Here is a 24,279-nt window from a genome sequence, read left to right as displayed (position 1 = left end):
GTCACGCCGGAGGTTGCGAGTTCAAGCCTCGTCTATCCCGCTAAAAAGGATCTCTGAAAAGAGGTCCTTTTTTGTATTCGCCGTTAATTGAAACGTCAGTTCCGGCAACCTCCCCTACTTTATTATATTTGGAAAAAATGACCATTGGGGGTTACTATGGTTTATCGCTTTCTGGGATTTATTCTCCTTTGCACGTCTTTAATCGCCTGCGGTAGCGACGACAGCGACAACATACACTCCACAAAAAAGGATATCGTTGAAGACGACTCTTCATCATCCTTCTGGGATGACGAGGACGACGAATCAAGTTCCTCACGAAACGCCCAAAGCGATAGCAAGTCCAGTTCAGACCAGGAAACCAGCAGCAGTTCATCAAAGGGAATCGCATCTTCCAGTTCATCTATTGATTCCACGGGTGGATTCATCGAAATTCATGGTACACCCATAAAAACTGATTCCGTAGAAGAATTCTATTACACATACAAGACCGTTCAAATCGGAACAAAGATCTGGCTCGCAGAAAACCTTCAGTACGAACATTCACAAAGCATTTGTTACGACAGATTTTCTCAGAACTGCCGCATTTGGGGCAGACTGTACCGTACCGACGTTCCCAAGTGTCCCAGCGGATTTAGAATCGCCACACAGAAAGACTGGCAAGATTTATTTGAAAGAACGGGCAGCGTTAAGAATCTTCGTACCATAGATAAATGGAAAGTCGATAAGCTTTCCCAAAAGGGGTTGAACGCATTCGGCTTTTCACTTCTACCCGCAGGCTCCTGCAACCTGGACACCTGTACCGGTATGAAGGTCAACACCACTATGCTGGTATCCGAGCCGCTGGGCTACTATACATTCACAGCTGATAGCGATTCCGCAACCTTCAAGAGTGGTTTCAACAGTTCCCTCTACGCATCGGTCCGCTGCGTCATGGACTCCAAGAACTTCTTTAGCGAATCGGATCTTCCCGAAACCTGTTACAATGGCGACCGCGTTTCAGTAAAGGACTACATCTACTACGAATGCGACAACAGCAAGACCTGGCAGCCAAGTACCGCCACTACCCCATCCACATGTTCAGAAAATGAGGAACTGAAGAATGCAACCTACAAGGGAAACCGCTACAACTGCCGTTCTGAAAACTACTATAAAGTTACCGCAATGGAAGATGCCGTAGGATTCTGCAGCCTTAAGAACCGTGGCGACACCCTTACATACAAAGACACCCTTTTTGCCTGCGATTCTACAACCTGGATCAAGGCATCGGTGCGACACGTCTTTGGCGAGTGCGTCCAGAACGAAAGAGATTCCATATACACCTTCAACGATACCAAATACGTATGCCAGGACTCAACCTGGAGACCTGCAACTTACGATGAACTTCAATACGGTCTCTGTCTAGAGAGCATGTTCGGAACCTTTGCAGACGAAAGCAAAAACCGCATCTGCAAAGACCACGCATGGAAATATCCTACCAGAGACGACCTTCTGGGTTCATGTTCCATAAAGAATACAGGCAAAACGGAATCCTACGGCTATGAAACTTACATTTGCAAGGATTCCACATGGGTGAAGTCTACGTATTTCGAACAAACTTACGGCCCCTGCACTTCACTTAACGAAGGAGACGTTCAGCTCAATAAGTATATCTGCAAGAATTCCACATGGACCGAGGCGACAACCATCGAAATTCTCGGAACCTGTTCGTCAAAAAATGAATACGAAATGAAGCCCTATGGAGAAATCCAGTACATCTGCAAGAAAAGCGCATGGTCTAAGGCAGACAGCTACGAAAACAAGTATGGAGCCTGTACCCCCGACAACGAAGGCAAAATCGAAGATGCAATGTATATATGCAAAAGTGGCTACTGGGCTTCAGCAAAAAAAGAAGAGGTTCTCGGAGCCTGTACTGCAGACAACGCCTACGAAATAAAGAAGTATACCGTACACAACTATATATGCAAGAATAACATGTGGGATCTTACCTCTGTCTACGAAAACGAATACGGTGCATGCACTGGCGAACGGCAGGGAGAAAGGGCTGATACGGTTATCTGCAAGAATGGTTCGTGGCTCCTGATGACCCCACAGGAATATTACGGGAGCTGCACCGCCGAAATTCAGGACACCGTTATCCTGGGGAAAATTTGCGACGACCTATACTGGAGAGCCAAGAATACCCAAGAAAAAAAAGTCGGAGATTTTTGCACAACAACGACTGCAGGAAAGAAAGTGACCTTTAAATACAGCAAAGAGTATTACGTCTGTTATAAAGGCGCATGGGTTTCTACAACAGAAGTCAACTACAACCTGGGAATCTGCTCCACCGCTGGAGAAACAAACGCTTACAACGACACGCTATATACCTGCATGACAGCAGGATTCTCAAATTACACATGGAGCAAAACAAAAATAAACGTTGTTCTTGATTCCTGTAACGCAAACGATATTGGCGACGTAAAGACTTATAAGGGCAAGGAATACGTTTGCCGCTCTACAGGATGGGGTATCGTCAATAACATCGAAAGGGAATACGGCTACTGTACTTCAGAAAGTGAAGGCAAGAACGCAGACCCCGATGGAGTAGCCTACGTGTGCAAGAATGGCCTATGGGCCAAGGCAACCAAGCCCATGTACTTAGGGGAATGCAACACCGGAGACACAAAGACATACTACGGTCAGGAATATGTTTGCCGCGGAGACGGTTGGGAAGCCGTTTACGGAACATTGAAAGACTCCAGAGATGGCCAGACATACCGTACCATCGTATTGCATAATGCAGTATGGATGGCAGACAATCTGAACTACGAAACAGCGAACAGCTGGTGTTATTCCAACAGTCCTTCCAAGTGCGATGAGTACGGCAGACTCTACACTTACGAAGACGCAATGAAGGCATGTCCCACTGGATGGCACATCCCAAGTATCACAAAAGATTATGCAGACTTGTACTTTACCTACTATGGATACAGTACACGTTCTGTTACAGGATGGCAGGGAATCAATGGAACGGGGTATTCTGATTTAGACGTTAAGGCTTCTGGAATTCGAAAGGCCAACGGCAGTTTTATTTACGAGACGCGACTTAGCGGATACTGGTTTGCAGACGAATACAATTCCGACGAAACCTTTATAAACTGCATCAATCCCACTAATTCTGTATCGGACATATGCACCGGAAATGGCACACCGGTTCCTGCATACACAAGCGGAAATTCAACAACGCTCAGGCTTTATACAGCATCTAAAGACGACGCTTTCCCAGTCCGTTGCGTCAAGGATTAATAATCACCTACTTTATTATATTTGTAAAAAATAACCATTGGGGGTTACTATGGTTTATCGTTTTCTGGGGTTTATTCTCCTTTGCACGTCTTTAATCGCCTGCGGTAGCGACGATGACGGAAATTCTGTTTCATCAAAGAATGACTATCTGGACGAAGTATCTTCATCTTCTTGGGACGAGGACGACGAATCCAGTTCCTCCCGCCAGGAACAAGGCAACGAGTCATCCAGTTCCCAAAAGGAATCTAACGGTAGTTCCAGTTCCTCAGGCTCCGAGGACAGCAGCAGTTCCTCCACCCTGAATTCCAGCAGTTCTTCTGGAAGCAATTCTTCTGGTAGCAGCTCTTCTGGTAGCAGCTCCAGCCAAGAATCCTCTTCCAGCCTTGCAAGAAGTTCTTCCAGCGTGGACCCCACAGGAGGTTTTACCCTAATCGACGGCGTTCCTGTAATTCGGGACGGCATTCAGGACACCTACAATTTCCATTACTACCCCACAGTACAAATCGGAACAAAAATCTGGCTTGCAGAAAATCTCCACGCACCCCACGACCAAAGCGTTTGCTACGACAACCTGACCACAAACTGTCAGATCTACGGTAGATTGTACCGTGTTGAAGTTCCTCAATGCCCTTCTGATTTTAGAGTAGCCGAACAGTCGGACTGGGAAGACCTCCTGGCCCAAACCAAGGGGACCAAAAGTCTTCGGACCGCAAAAACCTGGAAGACATCCGATGAATCCCAAGTGGGAACAAACGACTACGGATTCGCCATCTACCCAACGGGCTCCTGCGACTTGGACACTTGTACAGGAATGTACGAAAACGCAGTTTTCCTGACCAAGGAACCTTTAGGCTACTACACCTTTACGATGGATAGCGAAACCCCCTCTTTCAAGAAAGGGTACAATCCATCCTTGTACGCAGCCATCCGATGCGTCAAGGATTCCAAGAACGTCTATAGCGAAGACGACCTTCCCAAGGTATGTTCCAATGGCAACCGAATGTCCGTCCGGACTTACAACATTTACGAATGTTACAACAAAACCTGGTACACCAGCAGCGAAAAGACACCGACAACTTGCGCCGACGAGGATGAACTGAAGGATATTGTATACGAGCGGGACATGTACAACTGCCGTTCCAACAAATACTATAAAGTGACCACCATGGAAAGTACCGTTGGATTTTGCAGTTCAAAAAACGTCGGTGATACAGTCACCTACAGCGGAACGGTTTACGCTTGCGATTCCAACATCTGGAACAAAGCAACTATTGATCAAGTTTACGGCGAATGTACTCAATACGAACGAGACTCCATTGTAAATTACGACAAAGAAAAATATATCTGTATTGAACAGGCTTGGAGAAAAGCAACCGATAAAGAACTGAAATACGGAATTTGTACCAAGGATAAATTCGGCACATTTGCCGATGAAGAAAAAACTCTGGTCTGCAAGAGCCACGTATGGCAAACCCCCATTACAGAAGATCTTCTCGGAAGCTGCAATGCAGCCAACGATAAGAAGATCACAGAACTTTCCGGAACAGCATACGTTTGCAAGGACGGTTCCTGGAGCAGAGCCACCAAGAGCGATTTCCTGGGGACTTGCAATTCCTCCAACCAAGGCGCCATTAAGGAATACAACAACCTGTTCTACATCTGCAAGAACGGATTGTGGGCTACAGCCAACAACGAAGAAAAAAAATACGGACTGTGCACTACCAGCAACGAAGGGCTTGTGAAGGACAATTCAGTCATTTGCAAAAGCGGTGTATGGGTAGCCGCCACCAAGGCCGACATTCTGGGGACATGCAGCTCAAGCAACCTCTACGAAACAAAGAAATACGCCAGCAACACCTATGTTTGTAAAAGTGGTGCATGGGTCATAGCATCTGCTACGGAAATCAAGTATGGCGTCTGCACTCCAGAAAACGAAGGTCTTAAGGGAGATTCCCTCATTTGCAAGAGCGGATCTTGGACCAAGATGTCTGCCAGCGAATATTACGGAACATGCGACAGTAAACTCCAGGACAAGGTCTACACATCCTACATCTGCGATGCGGGAAAATGGAGAACCATGACCACGCTAGAAAAGAACGTCGGGGCATTCTGCACCACAACACGTCAAGACAGCGTCGCCAAGACAAGTACCCGATTCTACTACTGCAACAGGGGTTCTTGGACACAAACTACAGAAATAAACTACACCCTGGGTTTTTGCAACGAAAATCGCATTGGCGAAGAAGGCGTTTATAGAGATACCATATGCATCTGCGAGAGTTACGGCTGGAACATGACAAAAACCAACTACATTCTTGGAGATTGCAATGAAGAATCCCACGGCATAACGAAAGAATTCAAGAACGTAGAATATATTTGTCGTATAAACAACTACTGGAGCGAAAAAAACAACATAGAGCAAACATACGGATTCTGCTCAAGAAAAAACCTAGGCGAAACCATTCAGGCATTGTATGCTGAAGAAAATTTGTATTACACCCGGATTTGCGCATCCGATTATAACTGGACTTGGGCAAACAAGGATATGTTTCTTGGAGAATCCAACAGTACAAATAAAGGAGATGTGAAGAACTATTCCGGACAAGACTTCATTAGTCGAGGCGATGGATGGGAACCGGTTTATGGCACATACAAGGACCCTCGAGACAACAAGACGTATAGAACCGTAGTTCTTCACAACCTCACCTTTATGGCGGACAACCTGAATTACGAAACAGAAAATAGCTGGTGCTACAACAACCAGGCCTCTGAATGCGAAACCTACGGAAGACTTTATACCCACGAGGCTGCCAAGAGCGCCTGCCCAACAGGCTGGCACCTGCCAACCCTTTATGAATACACCATTACCATAGACAACCACTTATTGCGTTATTCGAAATATGCCGATGGCTACTGGCAAGGAAACGTGACGGACAAGTACTCTGAACTGGAAGTAAAAGGCCACGGCTACAGAATGAGCAATGGACAGTTTTTACACAAGCTGCGCATTGGTGGTTTTTGGATTGACGAAGAATATAATGAATCCAAGGCCTATATCTTGTTGTTGAATCCAGAACAATCCTTTAGAGATTCTGATTTTAACTTTACTGAAGTTAACGTAAGTGTGGGATCAAGCAATCGCAGATTTGATATGTATTTCACCGGTAAAGCCAACGGCTGGGGTGTCCGCTGCGTGAAAGATGAGTAGTCACCCCAAAAACTAAATCATCATCTTAACAGTTACATGGCATAAAAAGGAGTTTCGTCCTTGGTGCGGAACTCGTGCTTTTCGTAGTAGCCGATGAGCGTGCCGTTTTCGTCGCGGAGGGCAATCATGTAGCCGTCCTTGTTCTGCTTTTCGTTGAAGAAGGTATGGACCCAGTTGTGGGTCTTGTCCGCCTGGAACCAGGCCATCACCTTGAGGATCTTTTCCTGGGATTCCGGGCTATGGCACTTCAGCAGGTTGCGACCGATGAGGGCGGCTCCCCCACGCTTGGCCTGAGCCTCGCAAGCCTTCGAGTTCATGTAGACAATTTCGTGTTCCAGGTTGCAGATAACGATGGCGGTATCGTCCTGGTCGATAATGGACTTGAAAAATTTATTCAGCATGATTCAAATATACAAATCCACATAAATTACGGTTCCTAATTTTCTAATATTAACCTACCATGCTAGAATCCATTCATACCGTTGTATCTACAGTTAGCGACTTTCTATACCAGCCGTTTATTGTACCGCTGTTTCTAGTTGTCGCAGGCCTCTACTTTTCTATCCGGATGAAGTTTCCGCAGATTCGTCTGTTCGCAGAAACAATCCGCGTCACCAAGGAAAAGCCCATGCAAGGGAGCGGAATTTCTTCCTTCGGAGCCCTGATGGTCTCCACCGCTTCCCGCGTTGGTACAGGTAACATTGTAGGAGTTTCCTCCGCAATTTGTCTTGGTGGTCCCGGAGCAGTGTTCTGGATGTGGGCAATCGCCATCTTCGGAGCATCCTCAGCCTTTGTGGAATCTACCCTGGCCCAGATCTACAAACGAGAAGACCTTGTGACCGGCCATTCCTATGGCGGCCCCTCCTACTACATGCAGACCGCACTGAAATGCCGTTGGCTTGGCATCATCTTCTCTGTATTTGTGTTGCTGACCTATGTCATCGGCTACAATCTGCTGGCTTCCTACAATATCCAGGATTCCCTTTCCGGCTACAGTTTCTACACTGATTCTACCCCGAAGATTGTCGGTCTGGTTCTTGCCGCCCTCTTTGGAGCGTGTATCTTCGGCGGAGCCAAGCGTCTCACCCGCATTACCAGCTACCTGGTACCCATCATGGGCGTAATCTACGTTCTGATGGCCTTTGGCGTAATCATCTACAACTTCACCAACATCCCCTCCATGTTTGCCACCATCCTTAAGGACGCATTCTCCTTCCAGGCTGGTGCCGGCGGCTTTGCCGGAAGCTGCATCATGTACGGTATCAAACGTGGCCTCTACTCAAACGAAGCTGGTATGGGTTCCGCCCCTAATGCTGCCGCTAGTGCAAGCGTCACCCATCCGGTAAAGCAAGGTCTTGTCCAGTCTTTCTCCGTATTCATCGACACCCTGTTGATCTGTACGGCAACAGCACTGATGTGCCTTTCCTGCGACGTCACCCCCAGCGAGGAACTGAAGGGCATCCCCTATGTACAGCAATCCCTGCACAGCATCCTTGGCGACATCGGCCCCGTATTCATCACCATCTCCATAGCCCTGTTTGGATTTACAACCCTGATCGGAAACTACTACTACACCGAAGGCTGCCTGCGCTTCATTATGAACAAGCGTCCGGACAAGTCCGTTATGACCGTATTCCGAATTATCGCCACGGTCATCGTATTCTTTGGAGCCATTTCCACAGCAAACTTCGCCTGGGATTCTGCAGACTTGTGCCAGGCCCTGATGGTGGTTGTAAACGTTCCCTGCATCCTGATTCTCTCCCCCATCGCCTTCAAGGCCCTAAGGAATTACACGGAACAAAGAAAGGCAGGCAAGGAACCTGTCTATAACGCCAAGAACTGTGGTGTAAAGCAGGACACCGATTTCTGGAACGATTAAACGCACTTTGAATATAAGCCGCAGACCCTATGGTTTGCGGCTTATTGTTTCAACTCGTCTTAGTCAGTTGCGTTATGTTTCCGGGTCTGTAGATTTACCACAATGGGGACAAACGTCAATGTTGTACAGTTTCAGGTGCAAAAGCTTATTGCAGTGCGGGCAGCGAACCTTCTTGATCATCCACACCGTGGAGCCCACAAGAAAAGCGACGGACAACGCCAACAGAACAAAATCCGCATCGGCAATATTGTCCGACTCCCCCACAGGCTTGAAACCCTTATAAAAAAGGAAAAAGCCAATGACCAAAATAACGTAGCCGATAAGGCGATTAATTTTCGGATTGTTCATGGAGCTTAATATACAATCAACTGGCGGAAATTATATAAAATGGACTCCAAATTTCTCTTTTTTGTGTTCATGGAGTCCATTTTCGCAGAAAAATCGAAAATCAAGAGAAAAAAGAAGGCCACCCTCGCGAGTAGCCTTGCAGTAAAGGAAAGGAGTCTAGGGGAAAAACTTAGGTTTTCCCCTGCGTCTCTTTAACAGCCCAGCTTTGCAGCCAGGTATGCTTCCAGTTCGTCGATCTTCACCAGTTCCTGCTGCATGGAGTCACGTTCACGGACGGTAACGTAGCCAAGCTTTGCCGGATCAGATTCGCCTTCGCCAACGGTGTCGAAGTCGACGGTGACGCAGAACGGAGTACCCAGTTCGTCCTGACGGCGGTAACGCTTACCGATGGACTGAGTTTCGTCGTATTCCACGTTCCAGCGCTGGAGCAGCTGTTCGTAAAGTTCTTCGGCCTTAGCCTTGACCTGGCCCTTCTTGACGAGAGGCAGAACGGCAACCTTCACCGGAGCAACCTTCGGGTCGAAGTGGAGAACGGTACGTTCGTCGTTTTCGAGCTTCTGGACTTCGTAAGCGTCGCAGAGGAGAACGAGCAAGAGACGTTCCACACCGAGAGACGGTTCCACAACGTAAGGCACATAGCGCTTGTTGTTCACCTGGTCGTTGTATTCCTGCTTAACCTTGGATTCGTTCTGGTGTGCAGTCAAGTCGAAGTTGGTACGGCTTGCGATACCCCACAGTTCGCCCCAACCGAACGGGAATTCGTATTCGACGTCGGTGGTACCGTTAGAGTAGTGGGAAAGTTCTTCCTTGGCATGTTCGCGGAGGCGGAGCTTGGATTCGTTCACGCCCAGATCCTTGATGAGCCAGTTGAAGCAGTACTTACGCCAGAAGTTGTACCAATCAAGTTCGGTGCCCGGTTCGCAGAAGAATTCCAATTCCATCTGTTCGAATTCGCGGGTACGGAAGATGAAGTTACCCGGGGTAATTTCGTTACGGAAAGACTTACCGATCTGACCTACGCCAAACGGGATGCGGGGGCGGACGTTGTCAACGATGTTCTTGAAGTCAACGAAGATACCCTGAGCGGTTTCCGGACGGAGGTAAACCTTATTACCTTCACCTTCGATAACGCCGATTTCGGTCTGGAACATGAGGTTAAATGCGCGGGGCTTGGTGAATTCGGTCTTGCCGCAGCTCGGGCATTCGATTTTGTTTTCCACCATCATTTCGGCAATCTGGTCAAAGTTCTTGCCGGCGCAGCAGCCGTCACCCAGCTTTTCTTCAAGCAGGTGGTCGGCGCGGAAACGTTCATGGCAAGCAAGGCAGTCAACCAGGGGGTCAGAGAAGTTACCCACGTGGCCAGAAGCCTTCCAAACGCGGGGGTTCAAGAGAATAGAACTGTCGAGGCCCAACACATCCTTACGGCTGGTAACGAACTTCTTCCACCAGAGGTTCTTGATGTTGCGCTTCAGTTCAACACCGTACGGACCGTAGTCCCAAGTGTTGGCCAGGCCGTCATAAATTTCGGAACCCGGGAAAATGAAACCGCGGCGCTTGCAGAGGGAAATGATGTCTTTGAGGGCGTCTTGAACTTTCTTTGCCATTTTTATATCCTTTTTCGGCCGAACCTGAACTTTGCAGGCATATCCTTTGGCCGGACTAGGAACCTACCTGGATGATAGGCCCTGACGGCACGCAAATATAGTAATTATGAGTTATGAATTACGAATTATGAGAGGTTTTGATTTGTGAATTATTGGTGAAAAATTGAGGTTGAGGAGCGCAGTTCTTTTTTAAGTTCTTTTTATAAAGACCGCGGTAATGACAAATGGCATGTAAAAATGTATCTTTGGCTCCACTATCATGAATTTAAAGACGATCGTTACACTCTGTATCCTGCCGCTGACCCTGTGGGCCAACGACACCCAGGCCATCCCGCAGATGACCAATACAGAACCGCAAGTCACAGAAGTCAAAACTATCGCAGAAATTGCCAAACCGGATTCCATTACCGAAAGCGAATTTTCTGGCAATCCGGCCATCGACTCCGTGGATGCTGGCAACATAGACGCTCCCGCATCTGAAATTGCAGCCTCCCCTATTACTGAAAATGCAGTCGCCGCTACAGATACAGAATCTGTAGTTCAGGAAGGTTCTAATCAGAATGTAGTCGACAGCCAAAAAACAGATGAAGTGGCCATTGCAGAATCCGAAGCCGACAGCACCGAGGCCGACGACGAAAAGGAAATGTCCCAGGAAGAAGCTGACGCAGAACTGGCCGCTGCCATGGGTCCTGCAGATTCCTCTGCAACCGACAATAGCAGCAAGCTTGTTCTGGACATGACCAAGGCCGTGATTCCCACAGAAAGCCGCCGCATTGCAGGGCCATACGGAATCCGCACCTACCGCATGCATCGTGGCGTAGACCTGGGCCTGTGCCATGGCGAAGACCGCACCATCGTGGCGGCATTCCCGGGCAAAGTCAAGCTGGTTCGCAACCAGGGCCGCCGTCGCGGTTATGGTAAGTACGTCATTATTGATCACGGCAACGGCCTTACAACCCTTTACGCTCATTTAGCCAGCTGGAAGGTGAACATCGGTGACGAAGTCCAGGCCGGCGATACCATCGGTATTGGCGGCAACACAGGTCGTTCTTTCGGCGCACACCTGCACTTCGAAATGAAGTACAACGGCGTCTACATCGACCCTACAACCGTCTTCAATTTCCAGGAAGGCACTTACTTGGCTGCCAATACTGAAATCGAGCAGTCTCAAATTCAGGCTGTGGAAGACGAATACCAAAAAGAACTTTCCAAGCACCGCTACTACAAGGTTCGTCGTGGCGACTGCCTGGGTAAAATCGCACGCAAGTACGGAATTTCCATTACCCGTCTTAAGCAGCTGAACAAGATCAAGGGCAACATGATCCGCCCGGGTCAGGTGCTGCGCTGTTCTTAATAGGCTATGGTTTTTACCATGAGTCGTAAGATTTTGCCCGTACACTTTGCTCCCCTACAGGGTTTTACTGAATGCGCTTACCGCCAAGCGCATTTTTTGTATGCCGGAGGAATCTCCGCTTATTACACCCCCTTCCTCCGAGTGGAAAAAGGGGAAGCCCGAGCCAAGGAACTGCGGGATCTACAGCAAGACCTGGATTTTATAAAGAGCAGGCAAACCAACACCTGCCATTGCGAGAACCAGGCGTACAATACAAGCGATGAAGAAGCCCCTCGTTTCTACAACGTCGTGCCTCAAGTTATTTGTCGCGATACCTCTGAATTTTGCATTCTTGTAGACGCTATCCAAAAGCTGAAACAGGACTGCGGATTTGCCCCCGACGAAGTATTCCCGCAGATTGACATCAACATGGGCTGCCCCTTCCCTATGCAGGCGAAATCTGGCCGCGGTTCCGGGCTGCTCCCGCGAGTTGAAATCGTCCGCGAAATTCTAGAGGAAGTAACAAATCGCGCGCCCTTAAAATTCAGCATCAAGATGCGTCTAGGATACACCTCCCCCGAGGAATGCCTCGCCCTGCTGCCCCTGTTGAACGAAGCGACTCTCACCCACATTACCATGCACCCGCGGTTAGGCGTCCAGCAGTACAAGGGTGCTCTTGATTTCGACGCCTTCCAGAGGTTCTACGAAGGATGCAAACATCCCGTAATCTTCAACGGCGACATCACCTGCATTAAAGATATTCAGGCCATCGCAGACCGCTTTCCAAACCTCAAAGGAATCATGATCGGCCGCGGCCTGCTGGCCAATCCCGCATTGGCAACGCAATACCAATCCAAGGAAACTAGCGATTCAGCCCCACTCCAAGCGCTTCTGAAAATCCACAACTCCATTCTAGAAGATTACCGCAAGCGCCTCCAAGGCGACGCCCAAGTCCTGGACAAGATTCGCCCCTTCTGGACTTACGCCGTAGAAGCTGCGCAGGACCCCTCCCGCGGCCAATCAGACATACCCAAACGTACCATAAAGAAAATCGCCAAGGCCAGAAACCTTAGCGATTATTTGAATGCCGTAAAAGAACTGGGCTAAGCAATTTCCTGTTTTACAATCTTGTCGTAAGCCTTAAAAATCGCGCTATGGCTTAAAACGCCAATAACTTCGCCCTTGTGATTCTTCACGCACAATTCGTTTATCGAGGTGCGGATAAAGATATTCAAGGCGGAATGCAGATCCATGGTATCAATGAGCATGGGAGCCTTCACCGTACAGTCAGAAATCAACAGATGCTGAATCAAGTCCGGTGAAGAAATGTAGGCGTTCTTCACAATGGACATATCCAAAAGCCCTATGTAATTCCCCGTTTGTTCATGGGCTACAGATAAACCTGCTGGTGTTCGAGAGGTCCCCTCGTAAACAGGATAAACGTAATCCACTTCAATATCCTTCAGCACATCCCCCAAGGAATCTTCTGCACGAAGCGTCTTCATTTCGCAATGTTCAATAACGTCCCCCACTGCGGTCACGCGAAGAACATCTACATCCATATCCCCACGATGGGCTGGAGATGCGAACTTGTTCTGGACCTGGCTCTTGTAAATACTCCAAGGTCTAGAGAAGGCAATATGCATCACGGCAGCGATGAGAAGACCCGGAAGCAAGCTGTAGCTACCCGTCATTTCGCAAACCATGACCACACCTGCGATGGGAGCCTTGGCCGCCCCTGCAAAGAACGCCGCCATTCCAACCAAAATAAACATTTCCGGTTCACGTATGGCATCGGGAGCAATCAGTTCACACGCACCTGCAAAAGCCGCTCCCAGCACACCACCGATAAATAGAGACGGGCCAAAAACACCGCCCGAGCCGCCAGAACCTACGGTAAGACCCGTTGCCACGATCTTTGCCAGCACAATACCCAGCAGCAATAAGACCCCCCAAATGGAATGAGGCATCATGGCCCCCATCACTTCGCCGATGAATTCAAAACCGCCACCAGCCACTTCGGGGTAAGCCAGCACAATTACAGAAATCATCAGGCCGCCAATAGCAGGTTTAATCCAATTGGGCACATTCCAGCGGGCAAAGCGAGTCTCGGATTCACTATAGCAGCGCACATACAAATAGGAAAACGGGAAACATAAAATTCCAAGGAGGGCGCAGCAAATCAGTTCCACCGTATTTGCAAAAGGGAACACAGGAACACCCGCAATGGCAGGCTCCGTTCCCACAAAGGCTATATACACCGTAAAAGCGACAACAGAAGAAACAATAGAAGTTGCAAACGCGTTGGATTCAAAGTCTTCGCGGTAAAGAACCTCCACAGAGGTCAACGCACCCGCCAGCGGAGCCTTAAATATGGAACCCAAGCCAGCTGCAGTTCCCGCCAAGGTAAACTGTCGACGCAGAGACTGAGGCATCTTAAAACCATGACAAACCGTGGAGGCCACCCCAGAACCAATCTGGGAAATGGGTCCTTCGTAGCCGGCGCTACCGCCAGTGGCCAAGGTAATAATGCTGGTCAAGAACTTAACTGGAGCAACGCGCTTACGAATCTTGCCACCCTCGTGATGGAACGACTTGATCATGTTGTCGGTACCCTGCCCCGCCGTTTCGGGAGCCTTGGCGATAACATAGATGATGACGCCCACAATCAACCCGCCAATAGCAGGCATTATGGCAAAAGTCCACCAGGGTAAAGCATTCTCCCCTGTCCAGGGAATTCGAACCAAGTGGGTGGCAAGGCCCAAGCTATAATGGAAAGCCACTGCCACCAGGCCAGTCACAAATCCAATCCACGCCGCCAGGAAAATCTTCGGCATATAGCCGTTGACTACCAGGAACTTGTTGAATCTTTTGATGAACTGCGACATTGCTGGCCCAAATTTAGGAAAATGCTATCCTAAAAATTCATAGCCGGCCTTAATGACAGCCTCTTTAATAGTATCCAGCGGAACGTTTTCACAGAACGTCACACACACCGATGCAGCCCTGTGGTCAGCCCTTGCAGACACAACTCCTGTTATGGCTTCCAGTGCTTTCCGGACTTCGCCTTCACAATGGGAACACATCATGCCCTCTACCTTGAAAGTCCGTTCCGTAGCAAAATCGCGTTCCGTAGCAATTCCGGATTCAACCTCTGTTTCAACGACTTCAGCGTTTTCCTCAACAGAATCCACAGGAAGTATGCACTTAGGGAAAGCCTTCCCTATTTTCTTGTCCTTGCGGGAGCATTTCACTTTCACCCAGTTCAATCGCAAGGCATTGGACACTACGCAGAAACTAGATAGACTCATTGCGAGAGCCGCAAAGGATGCATTTAGACTCCAGCCGAACAGCTTATAATAACAACCTGCCGCCAAGGGAATCCCTATAACGTTGTAGATGAACGCCCAGAAAAGATTTTCATGAATATTTCTGATGGTCGCCCGGCTAAGACGAATTGCCCCAGGAACATCCAGCAAGCTATTCCTGACAAGCACCACATCGGCTGCATCAATTGCTATGTCGGAACCGGCCCCGATGGCAATTCCCACATCAGCCCGAGTAAGCGCCGGAGCATCATTGATGCCATCCCCCACCATAGTCACCTTGCCCCATTCCCGAAGTTTCTGGATAACACCCTCTTTTCCTTCTGGCGTGACTCCAGCTACCACTTCATCAACTCCAGCCTGCTCTGCAATGGCATTGGCGGTACGCCTGTTGTCGCCAGTAAGCATAACCACATGAACACCCATCCCCTTCAACTCCTCAATAGCCTGCCGGCTATCATCCTTAAGGGTATCCATCACAGCAATAATCCCCAGGAATTTTCCATCCCTAGAGAACAGCAAAGGGGTCTTGCCTTTTTCAGAAAGATCATTGGCCGCAGTTCTGAACTTGGCAGGAACATTCACCTTCTTAGTAATAAAGGCCAAACTTCCAGCCAGGACTTCTTCACTCCTTCCAGAATCAACCTGCAAAAATCCCTTCAATCCATTGCCCGGCAAATTTTCAAATTGATTTACCTCAAATCCAGATTTTTCAACCAAGCCATCTGAATACGGACAATCCATAATCGCCTTCGCCAAGGGATGTTCGCTATGGCGTTCGAGAGCCTTTGCCACCTGCAACAATTCATCCACAGAAATCTGGGCAGGCATCATATCCGTAACTTTAGGCTCACCCTTGGTTATAGTTCCCGTCTTATCCAAGGCTACAATTTCAGTTCGTCCCGTGATTTCTAATGCGGCAGAAGACTTGAATAGAATCCCATTTCTAGCACCCATGCCGTTTCCAACCATAATCGCCACAGGAGTTGCAAGTCCCAAGGCACAGGGGCAGCTTATCACCAGAACAGCAATGGCCCTAGCCAAGGCAAATCCAAATTCAGCCCCCACAAGATTCCAAACCACAAAGGTTACCAAGGCCACACCAATTACTGCAGGAACAAATACTCCAGCCACCTTATCCGCAATTCTTGAAATTGGGGCTTTCGTAGCTGCGGCATCGCTTACCAGCTGAATAATCTGGGAAAGGGTTGTATCATTACCCACCCGTACTGCACGGCATTTCAAGAACCCCGACAAGTTCATGGTTGCAGAACAGACTGAATCCCCTACGGACTTTTCCACCGGAAGGCTTTCCCCAGTCAAGGCAGACTCATTCACCGCAGAAAAACCCTCTAGTACAACCCCGTCTACAGGAATACTTTCTCCAGGCTTTACCACAAACAGGTCGTCTACAGCAAGTTCCTCCACCGGAACAACCTTTTCCACGCCGTCCACCAGAATTGTAGCCGTCTTGGGAGAAAGCTTCATCAGGGAAACAAGCGCGGTTGTCGTCTTCCCTTTGGAAATGGCCTCCAGAAGTTTCCCCACCGTAATAAGAGTTACGATGGTTGCCGCCCCCTCAAAATAAAAATGATCCATCCAAATTTCCGCACCACGGCTTCCTTCCATCATCTGACCGCGGGTCATCATGAATAGAATCGCCACACTGTAAATAAAGGATGCACCGGAGCCAAGAGCCACCAGCGAATCCATGTTTGGGGATCGATTCAGTAACCCCTTGAATCCATTCACAAAAAATTTCTGGTTTATGACCAGCACTATTCCCGAAAGCAGAAGCTGCACTAGTCCCATGGCCACATGGTTCATGTCCGGTTCTGTAAACCAAATCGGCAAAGGCCAGTTCCATAGCATATGTCCCATGCTAAAGTAAAGCAACGGAACCAAGAAGAACAAAGAAGTCAAGAGCCTTCTCTTCAACGCCTTAATTTCGGATTCATCCAGAGATGCCTCACTAACAGACTCTCCAACCTTTTTTCCTGAGCCCTGGACGTTTATTTCGCAAGCTTCGTATCCGGCCTGTGAAACAGCCTTCTTCACATCATCGACGCTAACAGAACCTTCTACAGTCATGGAATTGGTCAACAGGCTTACGGCACATTCACTGACCCCATCAATGCTGTTTACTGCCTTTTCCACACGAGCCACGCAGGCGGCGCAGCTCATACCCCTTATCTTGAACTTCATCATATTACTTCATTAACTTCTGTAAAGTTTCCACCAGGTCATCAATTACGTCATCTTTACCAGCACGAATATCCGTAGCCACGCAAGTCTTGATGTGGTTCGACAGCAGGTTCTTGCTAAAGGCGTTCAAAGCGGCATTAACCGCCGAAACCTGGATTAGAACGTCTGTACAGTAAGCATCGGAAAGAATCATCTTACGGATGCCCTTCACCTGCCCCTCAATGCGATTCAAACGGGATATCAGCTTCTTGATTTCTTCTTCGTCACGAACTTTCTTCTTGGAACAGCAACAATCTTTTTCATTTTTCATACTACAAATATACATACCCCCTAGGGGTATATGCAACAAGACAAATAAAAAAAGGCATAAAAAGACCCCCGCCCGGCTCAACACCGAACGAGGTTCTTATCTGCAAAAGGTTCAAGATCAAATTGCGCGACGCGCCATTATAATCCTTTCAACCTTCACCTGTAGGGCCGTAAGGCCCGTTCTTTTATCTTTTACGACACCAGCATCATGGAGAACACCATGACGAACAGGGCGACGGTTTCACCCACGCCAAGCACCATCAGATAGTTCACCAGGCCCTTGCCGGTTTCACCAAGGGCGTTACAGGCGTCTGCAGCGCTCTTGCCTACATACCAGGCAGAAGCCATCATGCCAATGCCACCGAAAAGGCCAACGCCAAGGTAGGCGGCCCAGTTTTCGGGAGCGGCAGCAGACTTGTTGAGGATGTACATCATCAACAGCATGCCGTAAATAGTCTGAGCAATCGGCGCACCCACAAAGATAAGAAGCGTAAAGAGCGCATTCTTACCCTTCAGGTAAGCCTTCTTCCAGGCTCCGATAGCAGCCATGCCGGCTGTACCGCAACCCAGGGCAGAACCCATGGCAGCAAGACCGAGGGCGGCCACTGCACCGAGCTTTGCCAAGGTTAAAAGCTGTTCATTATCCATAAAGTTGCTCCTTAAGGATTAAAGCACCATCATGGAGAACACGAGAACGAACAGAGCCACGGTTTCGACGATACCGAGAACCATGAGGTAGTTCACCATGCCCTTGCCGGTTTCACCGAGAGCATCGCAAGCCACTGCACCAGCCTTACCCTGGAACCAGGCGGAGCACATCATGCCCATACCGCCAAAGATACCAGCACCGAGGCAGCCGCCCCAGTTAGCGAAGCCAGATTCAGCAACCTTGCCCAGGATGAAGTTCATGAGAAGCATGCCGTAGATGGTCTGGGAAATCGGAGCACCGACGAACACGAGCAGAGTAAAGAGAGCACCCTTGCCCTGTGCGTAAGCCTTCTTCCACACGGTAATTGCAGACATACCTGCAGTACCGCAACCAAGGGCAGAGCCCATTGCTGCAATGCCGAGAGCAGCAGCTGCGCCCATCTTAGCGAGAGTCACCATTGTATTCGGTTCCATTTTTTTATCCTCATTAATTAGCGGGAATTATCCCTTGGTTTAATTTTTCTGCTTGGCGAAAGGCTTGAAGGCAAAACCGCTCCATTCCATGCCAAGTCCATTTGAAAATTCAAGTGTGTTAAGACGTACTGCATGAACAGCCACACCCATGACGGCGAGGGCGATATTCAGGCCATGTACAAAGAGAAGGATCAGGGCGGCACCTGCAATACCCACGGCAGAACCGAAGAGCGGAGCAAGCATGCCGTTGAAAGCTTCGGCGATGGCAGCACCAGACATACCCACTGCAAAGAGACGGATATAGCTGATTACATCGGTGAAGCTGTTCACAATGTCAAGTACCAGCATGGGGATGCTAATGAAGTCCTGCTTGAGGCGGCTAGGCGGCACGGTAAACAGGAGCAGCAGCACCACTTCCACGATGAACATGGGGATTACAAAACCCGGAAGTTCAACGCCAAGCACCATGTTGCATGCCAGGAAGAACATGACCCAAGATCCCAGGAGCCAGCCCACCTGAGCCATGAACGTAGAATCCTTGCGCTTCAGGCGAACGATTACGTTCCAAGCGTGAGCAATGCTCAGGTGAACCACAGCGATGCAGAAGCAGAACAGCTGAATGTGCTGCATCTGGCTTGCACCAGCACCCTTCGGCACAAAGCTAGTCGGCAAGAACGTAAAGTTCTGGCAGAACTGCTTGTAGACTTCGAAGCGGGCCGGGTCCGTGGGAGCGTTACTGCGGATCCAGTAAAGCACGTTGCGGACAGGTTCCGGGATAAAGTTGTAGTTGGCTATGTCCAGGTAGTAGCTCCATCCGGCAAGTTCCGGAGTAAAGCCCAGGAAGCTTGCGTTGATGACGCCCCAGATGATGGTGGTGATGCTCATCAGGTAGATGAAGTGGAAGCCTGCGGCATTGGCCTTGGGCATCTTCTTGCGGGCAAACAATGCAAGAGCGAGGAACAGGATACCGTAAGCGGAATCCCCCACGATCATGGCAAAGAATATGCTGAAGAAGCACAGGAACACGCTGGACACGTCCACTTCGTTGTAGCCCGGGGCGATACCGATGATATCGTACAGGAACTGCATGGGCTTGGTCAGCTTGTTGTAACCAAGCAAAGTGGGAATGTTGTCTTCTTCGGACGGATCGTCCACCAGAAGGCCCCAGCCGTTCTTCTTGGCGGCAGCCTGAAGTTCTGCGACGCGGGGTGCGGGGCAGAAGCCCTGGATAGCGGACACGTTGCTGTCCCCCATCATGGAGCTTTCAGTTTCCACCATGTTATATTCGTCGGAGACTTCGTCCAGGCGGTCCTCGATTTCATCCCTGAGGGAAGCGAGTTCGCCAAGTCGCTTGTCTACGCGGGCAAGGGTTGCCTTTGCGGCTTCGTCCATTTCGCGGTAGACAGCCAAGGACTTTGCAGGCATTGCGATTTCTGCAAAACTTCCCTGGACAGCGGCAGGGGCTTCGCCCTTGCTGATGACAGCGAAATAGGTGCCGTTTTCGTCGGAACCGAATTCCTGGACGGTAGCTTCGGCTGCAGAATCTGCAACATCGAAAGCTTCCTTCTTCACGTCGGCCACGTAGAGCTTTACGAACACGCCCTTCTTGGCGAGTTCTGCTACGGTAGCCGGATCCAGGTTACCAAACTTGGAAAGCTTGGAGAGTTCTTCCTCGGCCTGTTCCTTGTTAATTTCTGCTTCCTTGCGGTCGGCGATAAGCTGCTGGATTTCATCCACCAGGGAAACGCCGGTAACGCCCTCGGCACTTGCAGGGGTAATGCCCTTAGGTGTCTTCTCGGGAACGTTTTCAAGAGCCTTCTGGACGCGGGAAACTTCACCCTTGGCGGCATTGAGCTTGGTGCCTGCAGCAGCCTTCAGGGGCGTCACATGGAGGATTTCCATGGAGCGCAATGCTTCCAGGGATTCTTCCACAGCACTTGCAACCGTAAGGATGGTCACTTTCTTCATTGGAGTAATCATGCGGCAGCCTCCTTAGCGCTAGCGGCGGCGGCATCCTGAGCAGCGGCGCGGGCTGTAGACTTGCCCTTGGCAAGCTTAGAGCGGGCCACACCGGACGTCTGCTGGTCACCCAAGAAAATGTTGATTCTACGGATATTATCCTTAGCTTCGGGAATCTTCACCTTTTCGAACAGGTTCACGCGCTGGCTCGTGGTACGCAGTTCCATGGAAAGCAGCTCGTACTGCTTTTCGAGAACGCGGCGTTCCAGGCGGAGCGAAATAAGGCCCTGCAGAGAACGGATACCGTCATCCAGCCAAACCGGTGTGGTAAAGAAATCCGGAATGGAAATGTTGAAGTCCACCCCATCGTATGTAGGAATGCGGACACCGGCGATGTTACCTTCGCCCTGGCGCACTTCCTTCACCGAAAGGTACTTGGACCATTCGATAGGCTCGGCATACAGCGAAATCCAGGAAGCCATGCTCTTACGGAGCTTGTCTTCCTCCTCGCGCTTTGCCATCACCCTCTCCTGGAGCGTACGCATTTCCATCTGCAGCTGCTGCTTTTTCAGCAACAACGTGGGCAGATAGCGCTGGAAGCGCTTCAACGCGTCACGTTCCGCCTTGAGGGCGTTTTTGGTTAACTTGACTTTAGCCATTAATTACCCCTTCTTGGGCCAATACTGACTAATCATCTTGGAAGGAATACCGGTTTCTTCGGGTTCGAAGCAATCAGCAAGGATTGCCCAGCCCAGATCCAGAGCCTGTTCCAGAGGAATGTTCACGGACAGGTCCATCATTTCCTTTTCGAAACGCTGGCCGTACTTCAACAGCTTCTGGTCCCAGTTACTCATGTTGAAGCCCATGGACTGCTTTTCAAGGGTTTCCTTGAAGGAAGCGTAGAGCTGGATCATGGTATTCATAATGGTACGGTGGTCGCTACGGGTCTTGCCGTTCACCTGCTGCTTCAAACGAGACAGAGAACCGAACGGTTCGATACGGCCCTTACGCAGGTAGAACTGACCTTCGGTAATGTAACCGGTGTTATCCGGAACCGGGTGGGTCACGTCGTCGCCAGGCATGGTAGTCACAGCGAGGATGGTAATGGAACCAGCGTCGGTGAAGTCCACAGCCTTTTCGTAACGGCTAGCGAGAGAAGAGTAAAGGTCGCCAGGATAGCCACGGTTAGACGGAATCTGTTCCATGGTAATGGAAATTTCCTTCATGGCGTCGGCGAAGTTGGTCATATCGGTGAGGAGCACCAGAACGTTCTTGCCTTCGGTTGCGAACTTTTCTGCAACAGCGAGGGATGCATCGGGCACCAGCAAGCATTCCACAATGGGGTCAGATGCGGTGTGCATGAACATCACGGTACGGCTAAGGGCACCGTTCTTTTCCAGGTAGTCCTTAAGGTACAGGTAGTCGTCGTGCTTGAGGCCCATACCGCCAAGGACGATGACGTCCACTTCTGCCTGCAGAGCAATACGGGCAAGAAGTTCGTTGTACGGTTCACCAGCGATAGAGAAAATCGGGAGCTTCTGGGACACCACGAGAGTGTTGAACACGTCAATCATGGGGATACCGGTACGCACCATGGTCTTGGGGATCACGCGCTTTGCCGGGTTAACAGAAGGGCCACCAATGGTAATGCGTTCGCCGTCCACTTCGGGGCCGTTGTCACGAGGCTGACCAGCACCGTTGAATACGCGGCCGAGGAGTGCTTCGGAATAAGGAACCTTCATAGGTTCGCCCAGGAAGCGGACTTCGGAATCGGTAGAAATACCACGGGCACCTGCGAAAACCTGCAGGTCGACCATGTCGCCGTCGATACGGATCACACGGGCAAGAGATGTACCGAAAGAGCTTGTAACCTGGGCAAGTTCCTGGTTGGCAACGCCTTCGGCCCTGAGGGAAATCACAGAACCGGCGATGCGTTCAATACGATGGTAAGCAACATTATGCATTAGCGGTTACCTCCTTCACGGAAGCAGTAATATTGGATTCGATGTCCTTGAATTCTGCGGAATCAATTGCCACGCGGTTCCAGTCCTTGGTAGCCTGAGTGAGCTTCAGGAAGAAGGTACGGGCAACATCCTTTTCTGCAAAGGTCATAGGAGTCTTCAAAATGCTATAGACCTTGTCGAACACGTACTTCTGACGGTCGCCAGTGCAGGCGGCGTCGATTTCGTGGTATGCGTCCTGCTGCAGATAGACTGCGTCAAGGTATTCGGACTTGAGGTAAGTAATGAAGTCATCGATAGAGGTACCTTCTTCACCCACCACCTTCATCATGTTGTTGACGTCAACGCCAGCAGCAAGAATCTTGCGGGCTTCGGCAACCTTCTTGGAATCAATGATGCCTTCGTACTTGGACCAGGAATCCAGCGGGTGGATTGCCGGGAAGCGGCGCTGGTCGGAACGTTCACGGCTAAGGCCGAGGAATGCGCCCACCACCTTAAGGGTAGCCTGGGTCACGGGTTCTTCGAAGTTACCACCTGCCGGAGAAACGGAACCGCCGATGGTCACGGAACCCGTGGAACCGTCCTTCAGGCGAACAACGCCACCGCGTTCGTAGAAGGCTGCGATCACAGATTCGAGGTATGCCGGGAAGGCTTCTTCACCGGGGATTTCTTCCAAACGGCCGGACATTTCACGGAGAGCCTGTGCCCAACGGGAAGTGGAGTCAGCCAACAGCAACACGTTCAGGCCCATCTGGCGGTAGTATTCAGCCAGGGTCACGCCAGTGTAAACAGAAGCTTCACGAGCTGCCACCGGCATGGAAGAAGTGTTACAAATGATAAGAGTACGTTCCATGAGGGACTTGCCGGTACGGGGGTCGATCAACTCAGGGAATTCGCGAAGGGTTTCCACCACTTCACCAGCACGTTCACCGCAAGCAGCGAGGATCACGATGTCCACGTCGGCGTAACGGCTCATGAGCTGCTGCAGCACAGTCTTACCGGCACCGAAGGGGCCCGGAGTACAGAAGGTACCGCCCTGCATCACAGGGAAGAAGGTATCCACAATGCGCTGCTGCATGGTCAGGGGCTTGGTGGGGCGAAGACGTTCTTCGAAAGCCTTAATAGGCATCTTCACCGGCCAGGTCTGGACCATCTTAATTTCAATCTTTTCACCCTTTTCGTTCTTGACTACTGCGACGACGTCTTCGACAACGTGTTCGCCAGCGGCAACGACGGATTCAACGGTCACCTTGCCGAGAACCTTGAAAGGCACCATGATGCGGTGGGTGAACACGCCTTCGGGTACGGTACCGACGGTGTCACCAGCGACCAATACATCACCAACCTTGGCTACCGGGGTAAATGCCCACTTCTTGTCGCGGGGCAGAGCCGGCAGGTACTTACCGCGCTGCAGGAAGAAGCCGCACTGTTCGGCAAGTTCCGGCAGGGGGTTCTGAAGACCGTCAAACACCTGGGTCAGCAAACCGGGTCCAAGTTCCACGGAAAGAAGTTCACCGGTGAATTCCACTTCGTCGCCAGCCTTGAGGCCGGTGGTGTCTTCGAACACCTGAAGTTCAGCGTAGTCGCCGCGGATTCGGATGACTTCGCTCTTCAGCGGGATAACTTCGGACTTGCCTTCTGCATTCTTGGAAAGCAACTTGGCGTATGCCACTTCGTTTTGAGATACGGCGCTTTCGAACTTGACGCGAATCAAGTTACCGTTGACGCCGATGATTTTTC

17 protein-coding genes are annotated in these 24,279 nt (G+C 50.1%); 5 read left to right on the top strand and 12 right to left on the bottom strand.

Annotated elements, in window-relative coordinates:
• Positions 1 to 156: 156 nt before the first annotated feature.
• On the top strand, positions 157 to 3,285 hold the full coding sequence (locus MJZ26_11760) for a hypothetical protein (GenBank protein ID MCQ2106454.1): 3,129 nt from the start codon (positions 157 to 159) through the stop codon (positions 3,283 to 3,285).
• 49 nt (positions 3,286 to 3,334) lie between these two features.
• Complete coding sequence (locus MJZ26_11755; GenBank protein ID MCQ2106453.1) at positions 3,335 to 6,493, top strand: hypothetical protein; 3,159 nt, start codon at positions 3,335 to 3,337, stop codon at positions 6,491 to 6,493.
• 32 nt (positions 6,494 to 6,525) lie between these two features.
• On the opposite strand, the gene MJZ26_11750 is transcribed toward MJZ26_11755, so the two are convergent.
• Positions 6,526 to 6,894, bottom strand: a complete 369-nt coding sequence (locus MJZ26_11750) for a PAS domain-containing protein (GenBank protein MCQ2106452.1) — start codon at positions 6,892 to 6,894, stop codon at positions 6,526 to 6,528.
• 59 nt (positions 6,895 to 6,953) lie between these two features.
• Between MJZ26_11750 and MJZ26_11745 the strand changes: the two genes are divergently transcribed.
• Positions 6,954 to 8,372 (top strand): alanine:cation symporter family protein, encoded by a 1,419-nt coding sequence (locus MJZ26_11745; protein ID MCQ2106451.1) that lies wholly within the window; start codon positions 6,954 to 6,956, stop codon positions 8,370 to 8,372.
• Between the two features lie 72 nt (positions 8,373 to 8,444).
• On the opposite strand, the gene MJZ26_11740 is transcribed toward MJZ26_11745, so the two are convergent.
• Together MJZ26_11740 and MJZ26_11735 are read right to left on the bottom strand one after the other, a co-directional pair.
• Positions 8,445 to 8,720 (bottom strand): hypothetical protein, encoded by a 276-nt coding sequence (locus tag MJZ26_11740; protein ID MCQ2106450.1) that lies wholly within the window; start codon positions 8,718 to 8,720, stop codon positions 8,445 to 8,447.
• 191 nt (positions 8,721 to 8,911) lie between these two features.
• Entirely contained in the window at positions 8,912 to 10,324 is a 1,413-nt protein-coding gene (locus MJZ26_11735; GenBank protein ID MCQ2106449.1) for a glycine--tRNA ligase, read from the bottom strand.
• A gap of 259 nt (positions 10,325 to 10,583) precedes the next feature.
• Between MJZ26_11735 and MJZ26_11730 the strand changes: the two genes are divergently transcribed.
• Both MJZ26_11730 and MJZ26_11725 read left to right on the top strand, forming a co-directional pair.
• A complete protein-coding gene (locus MJZ26_11730) occupies positions 10,584 to 11,678 on the top strand; it encodes a peptidoglycan DD-metalloendopeptidase family protein (GenBank protein MCQ2106448.1) in 1,095 nt (364 codons plus the stop codon).
• Positions 11,679 to 11,696: 18 nt separating this feature from the next.
• Complete coding sequence (locus tag MJZ26_11725; protein MCQ2106447.1) at positions 11,697 to 12,764, top strand: tRNA-dihydrouridine synthase family protein; 1,068 nt, start codon at positions 11,697 to 11,699, stop codon at positions 12,762 to 12,764.
• Here the strand turns inward: MJZ26_11725 and MJZ26_11720 are convergent.
• The 9 genes from MJZ26_11720 to MJZ26_11680 form a co-directional block, all read right to left on the bottom strand.
• On the bottom strand, positions 12,761 to 14,545 hold the full coding sequence (locus MJZ26_11720) for a chloride channel protein (protein MCQ2106446.1): 1,785 nt from the start codon (positions 14,543 to 14,545) through the stop codon (positions 12,761 to 12,763). The genes MJZ26_11725 and MJZ26_11720 overlap by 4 nt on opposite strands.
• A 24-nt stretch (positions 14,546 to 14,569) precedes the next feature.
• Positions 14,570 to 17,191, bottom strand: coding sequence for a heavy metal translocating P-type ATPase (locus MJZ26_11715; protein MCQ2106445.1), 2,622 nt, complete (start codon positions 17,189 to 17,191; stop codon positions 14,570 to 14,572).
• 1 nt (position 17,192) lies between these two features.
• Positions 17,193 to 17,498 carry a metal-sensing transcriptional repressor gene (locus MJZ26_11710; protein MCQ2106444.1) on the bottom strand — a complete coding sequence of 102 codons (306 nt, stop codon included), beginning with the start codon at positions 17,496 to 17,498 and terminating at the stop codon, positions 17,193 to 17,195.
• Positions 17,499 to 17,689: 191 nt separating this feature from the next.
• Complete coding sequence (locus tag MJZ26_11705) at positions 17,690 to 18,145, bottom strand: V-type ATP synthase subunit K (protein ID MCQ2106443.1); 456 nt, start codon at positions 18,143 to 18,145, stop codon at positions 17,690 to 17,692.
• Positions 18,146 to 18,163: 18 nt separating this feature from the next.
• The gene (locus MJZ26_11700) at positions 18,164 to 18,619 is read right to left on the bottom strand and encodes a V-type ATP synthase subunit K (GenBank protein ID MCQ2106442.1); all 456 of its coding nucleotides are present in this window, start codon (positions 18,617 to 18,619) and stop codon (positions 18,164 to 18,166) included.
• 39 nt (positions 18,620 to 18,658) lie between these two features.
• Positions 18,659 to 20,599 (bottom strand): ATPase, encoded by a 1,941-nt coding sequence (locus MJZ26_11695; protein MCQ2106441.1) that lies wholly within the window; start codon positions 20,597 to 20,599, stop codon positions 18,659 to 18,661.
• Complete coding sequence (locus MJZ26_11690) at positions 20,596 to 21,237, bottom strand: V-type ATP synthase subunit D (GenBank protein ID MCQ2106440.1); 642 nt, start codon at positions 21,235 to 21,237, stop codon at positions 20,596 to 20,598. The genes MJZ26_11695 and MJZ26_11690 overlap by 4 nt, the downstream gene beginning before the upstream one ends.
• A gap of 3 nt (positions 21,238 to 21,240) precedes the next feature.
• Positions 21,241 to 22,542, bottom strand: a complete 1,302-nt coding sequence (locus tag MJZ26_11685; GenBank protein ID MCQ2106439.1) for a V-type ATP synthase subunit B — start codon at positions 22,540 to 22,542, stop codon at positions 21,241 to 21,243.
• Positions 22,535 to 24,279 (bottom strand): V-type ATP synthase subunit A (locus MJZ26_11680; protein MCQ2106438.1); only part of this gene is annotated, 1,745 nt, incomplete at its 5' end. The genes MJZ26_11680 and MJZ26_11685, both read right to left, overlap by 8 nt.

This window comes from Fibrobacter sp. (genome assembly GCA_024398965.1).
GTDB lineage: Bacteria > Fibrobacterota > Fibrobacteria > Fibrobacterales > Fibrobacteraceae > Fibrobacter.
This window is presented reverse-complemented; position numbering and strand designations above follow the sequence as displayed.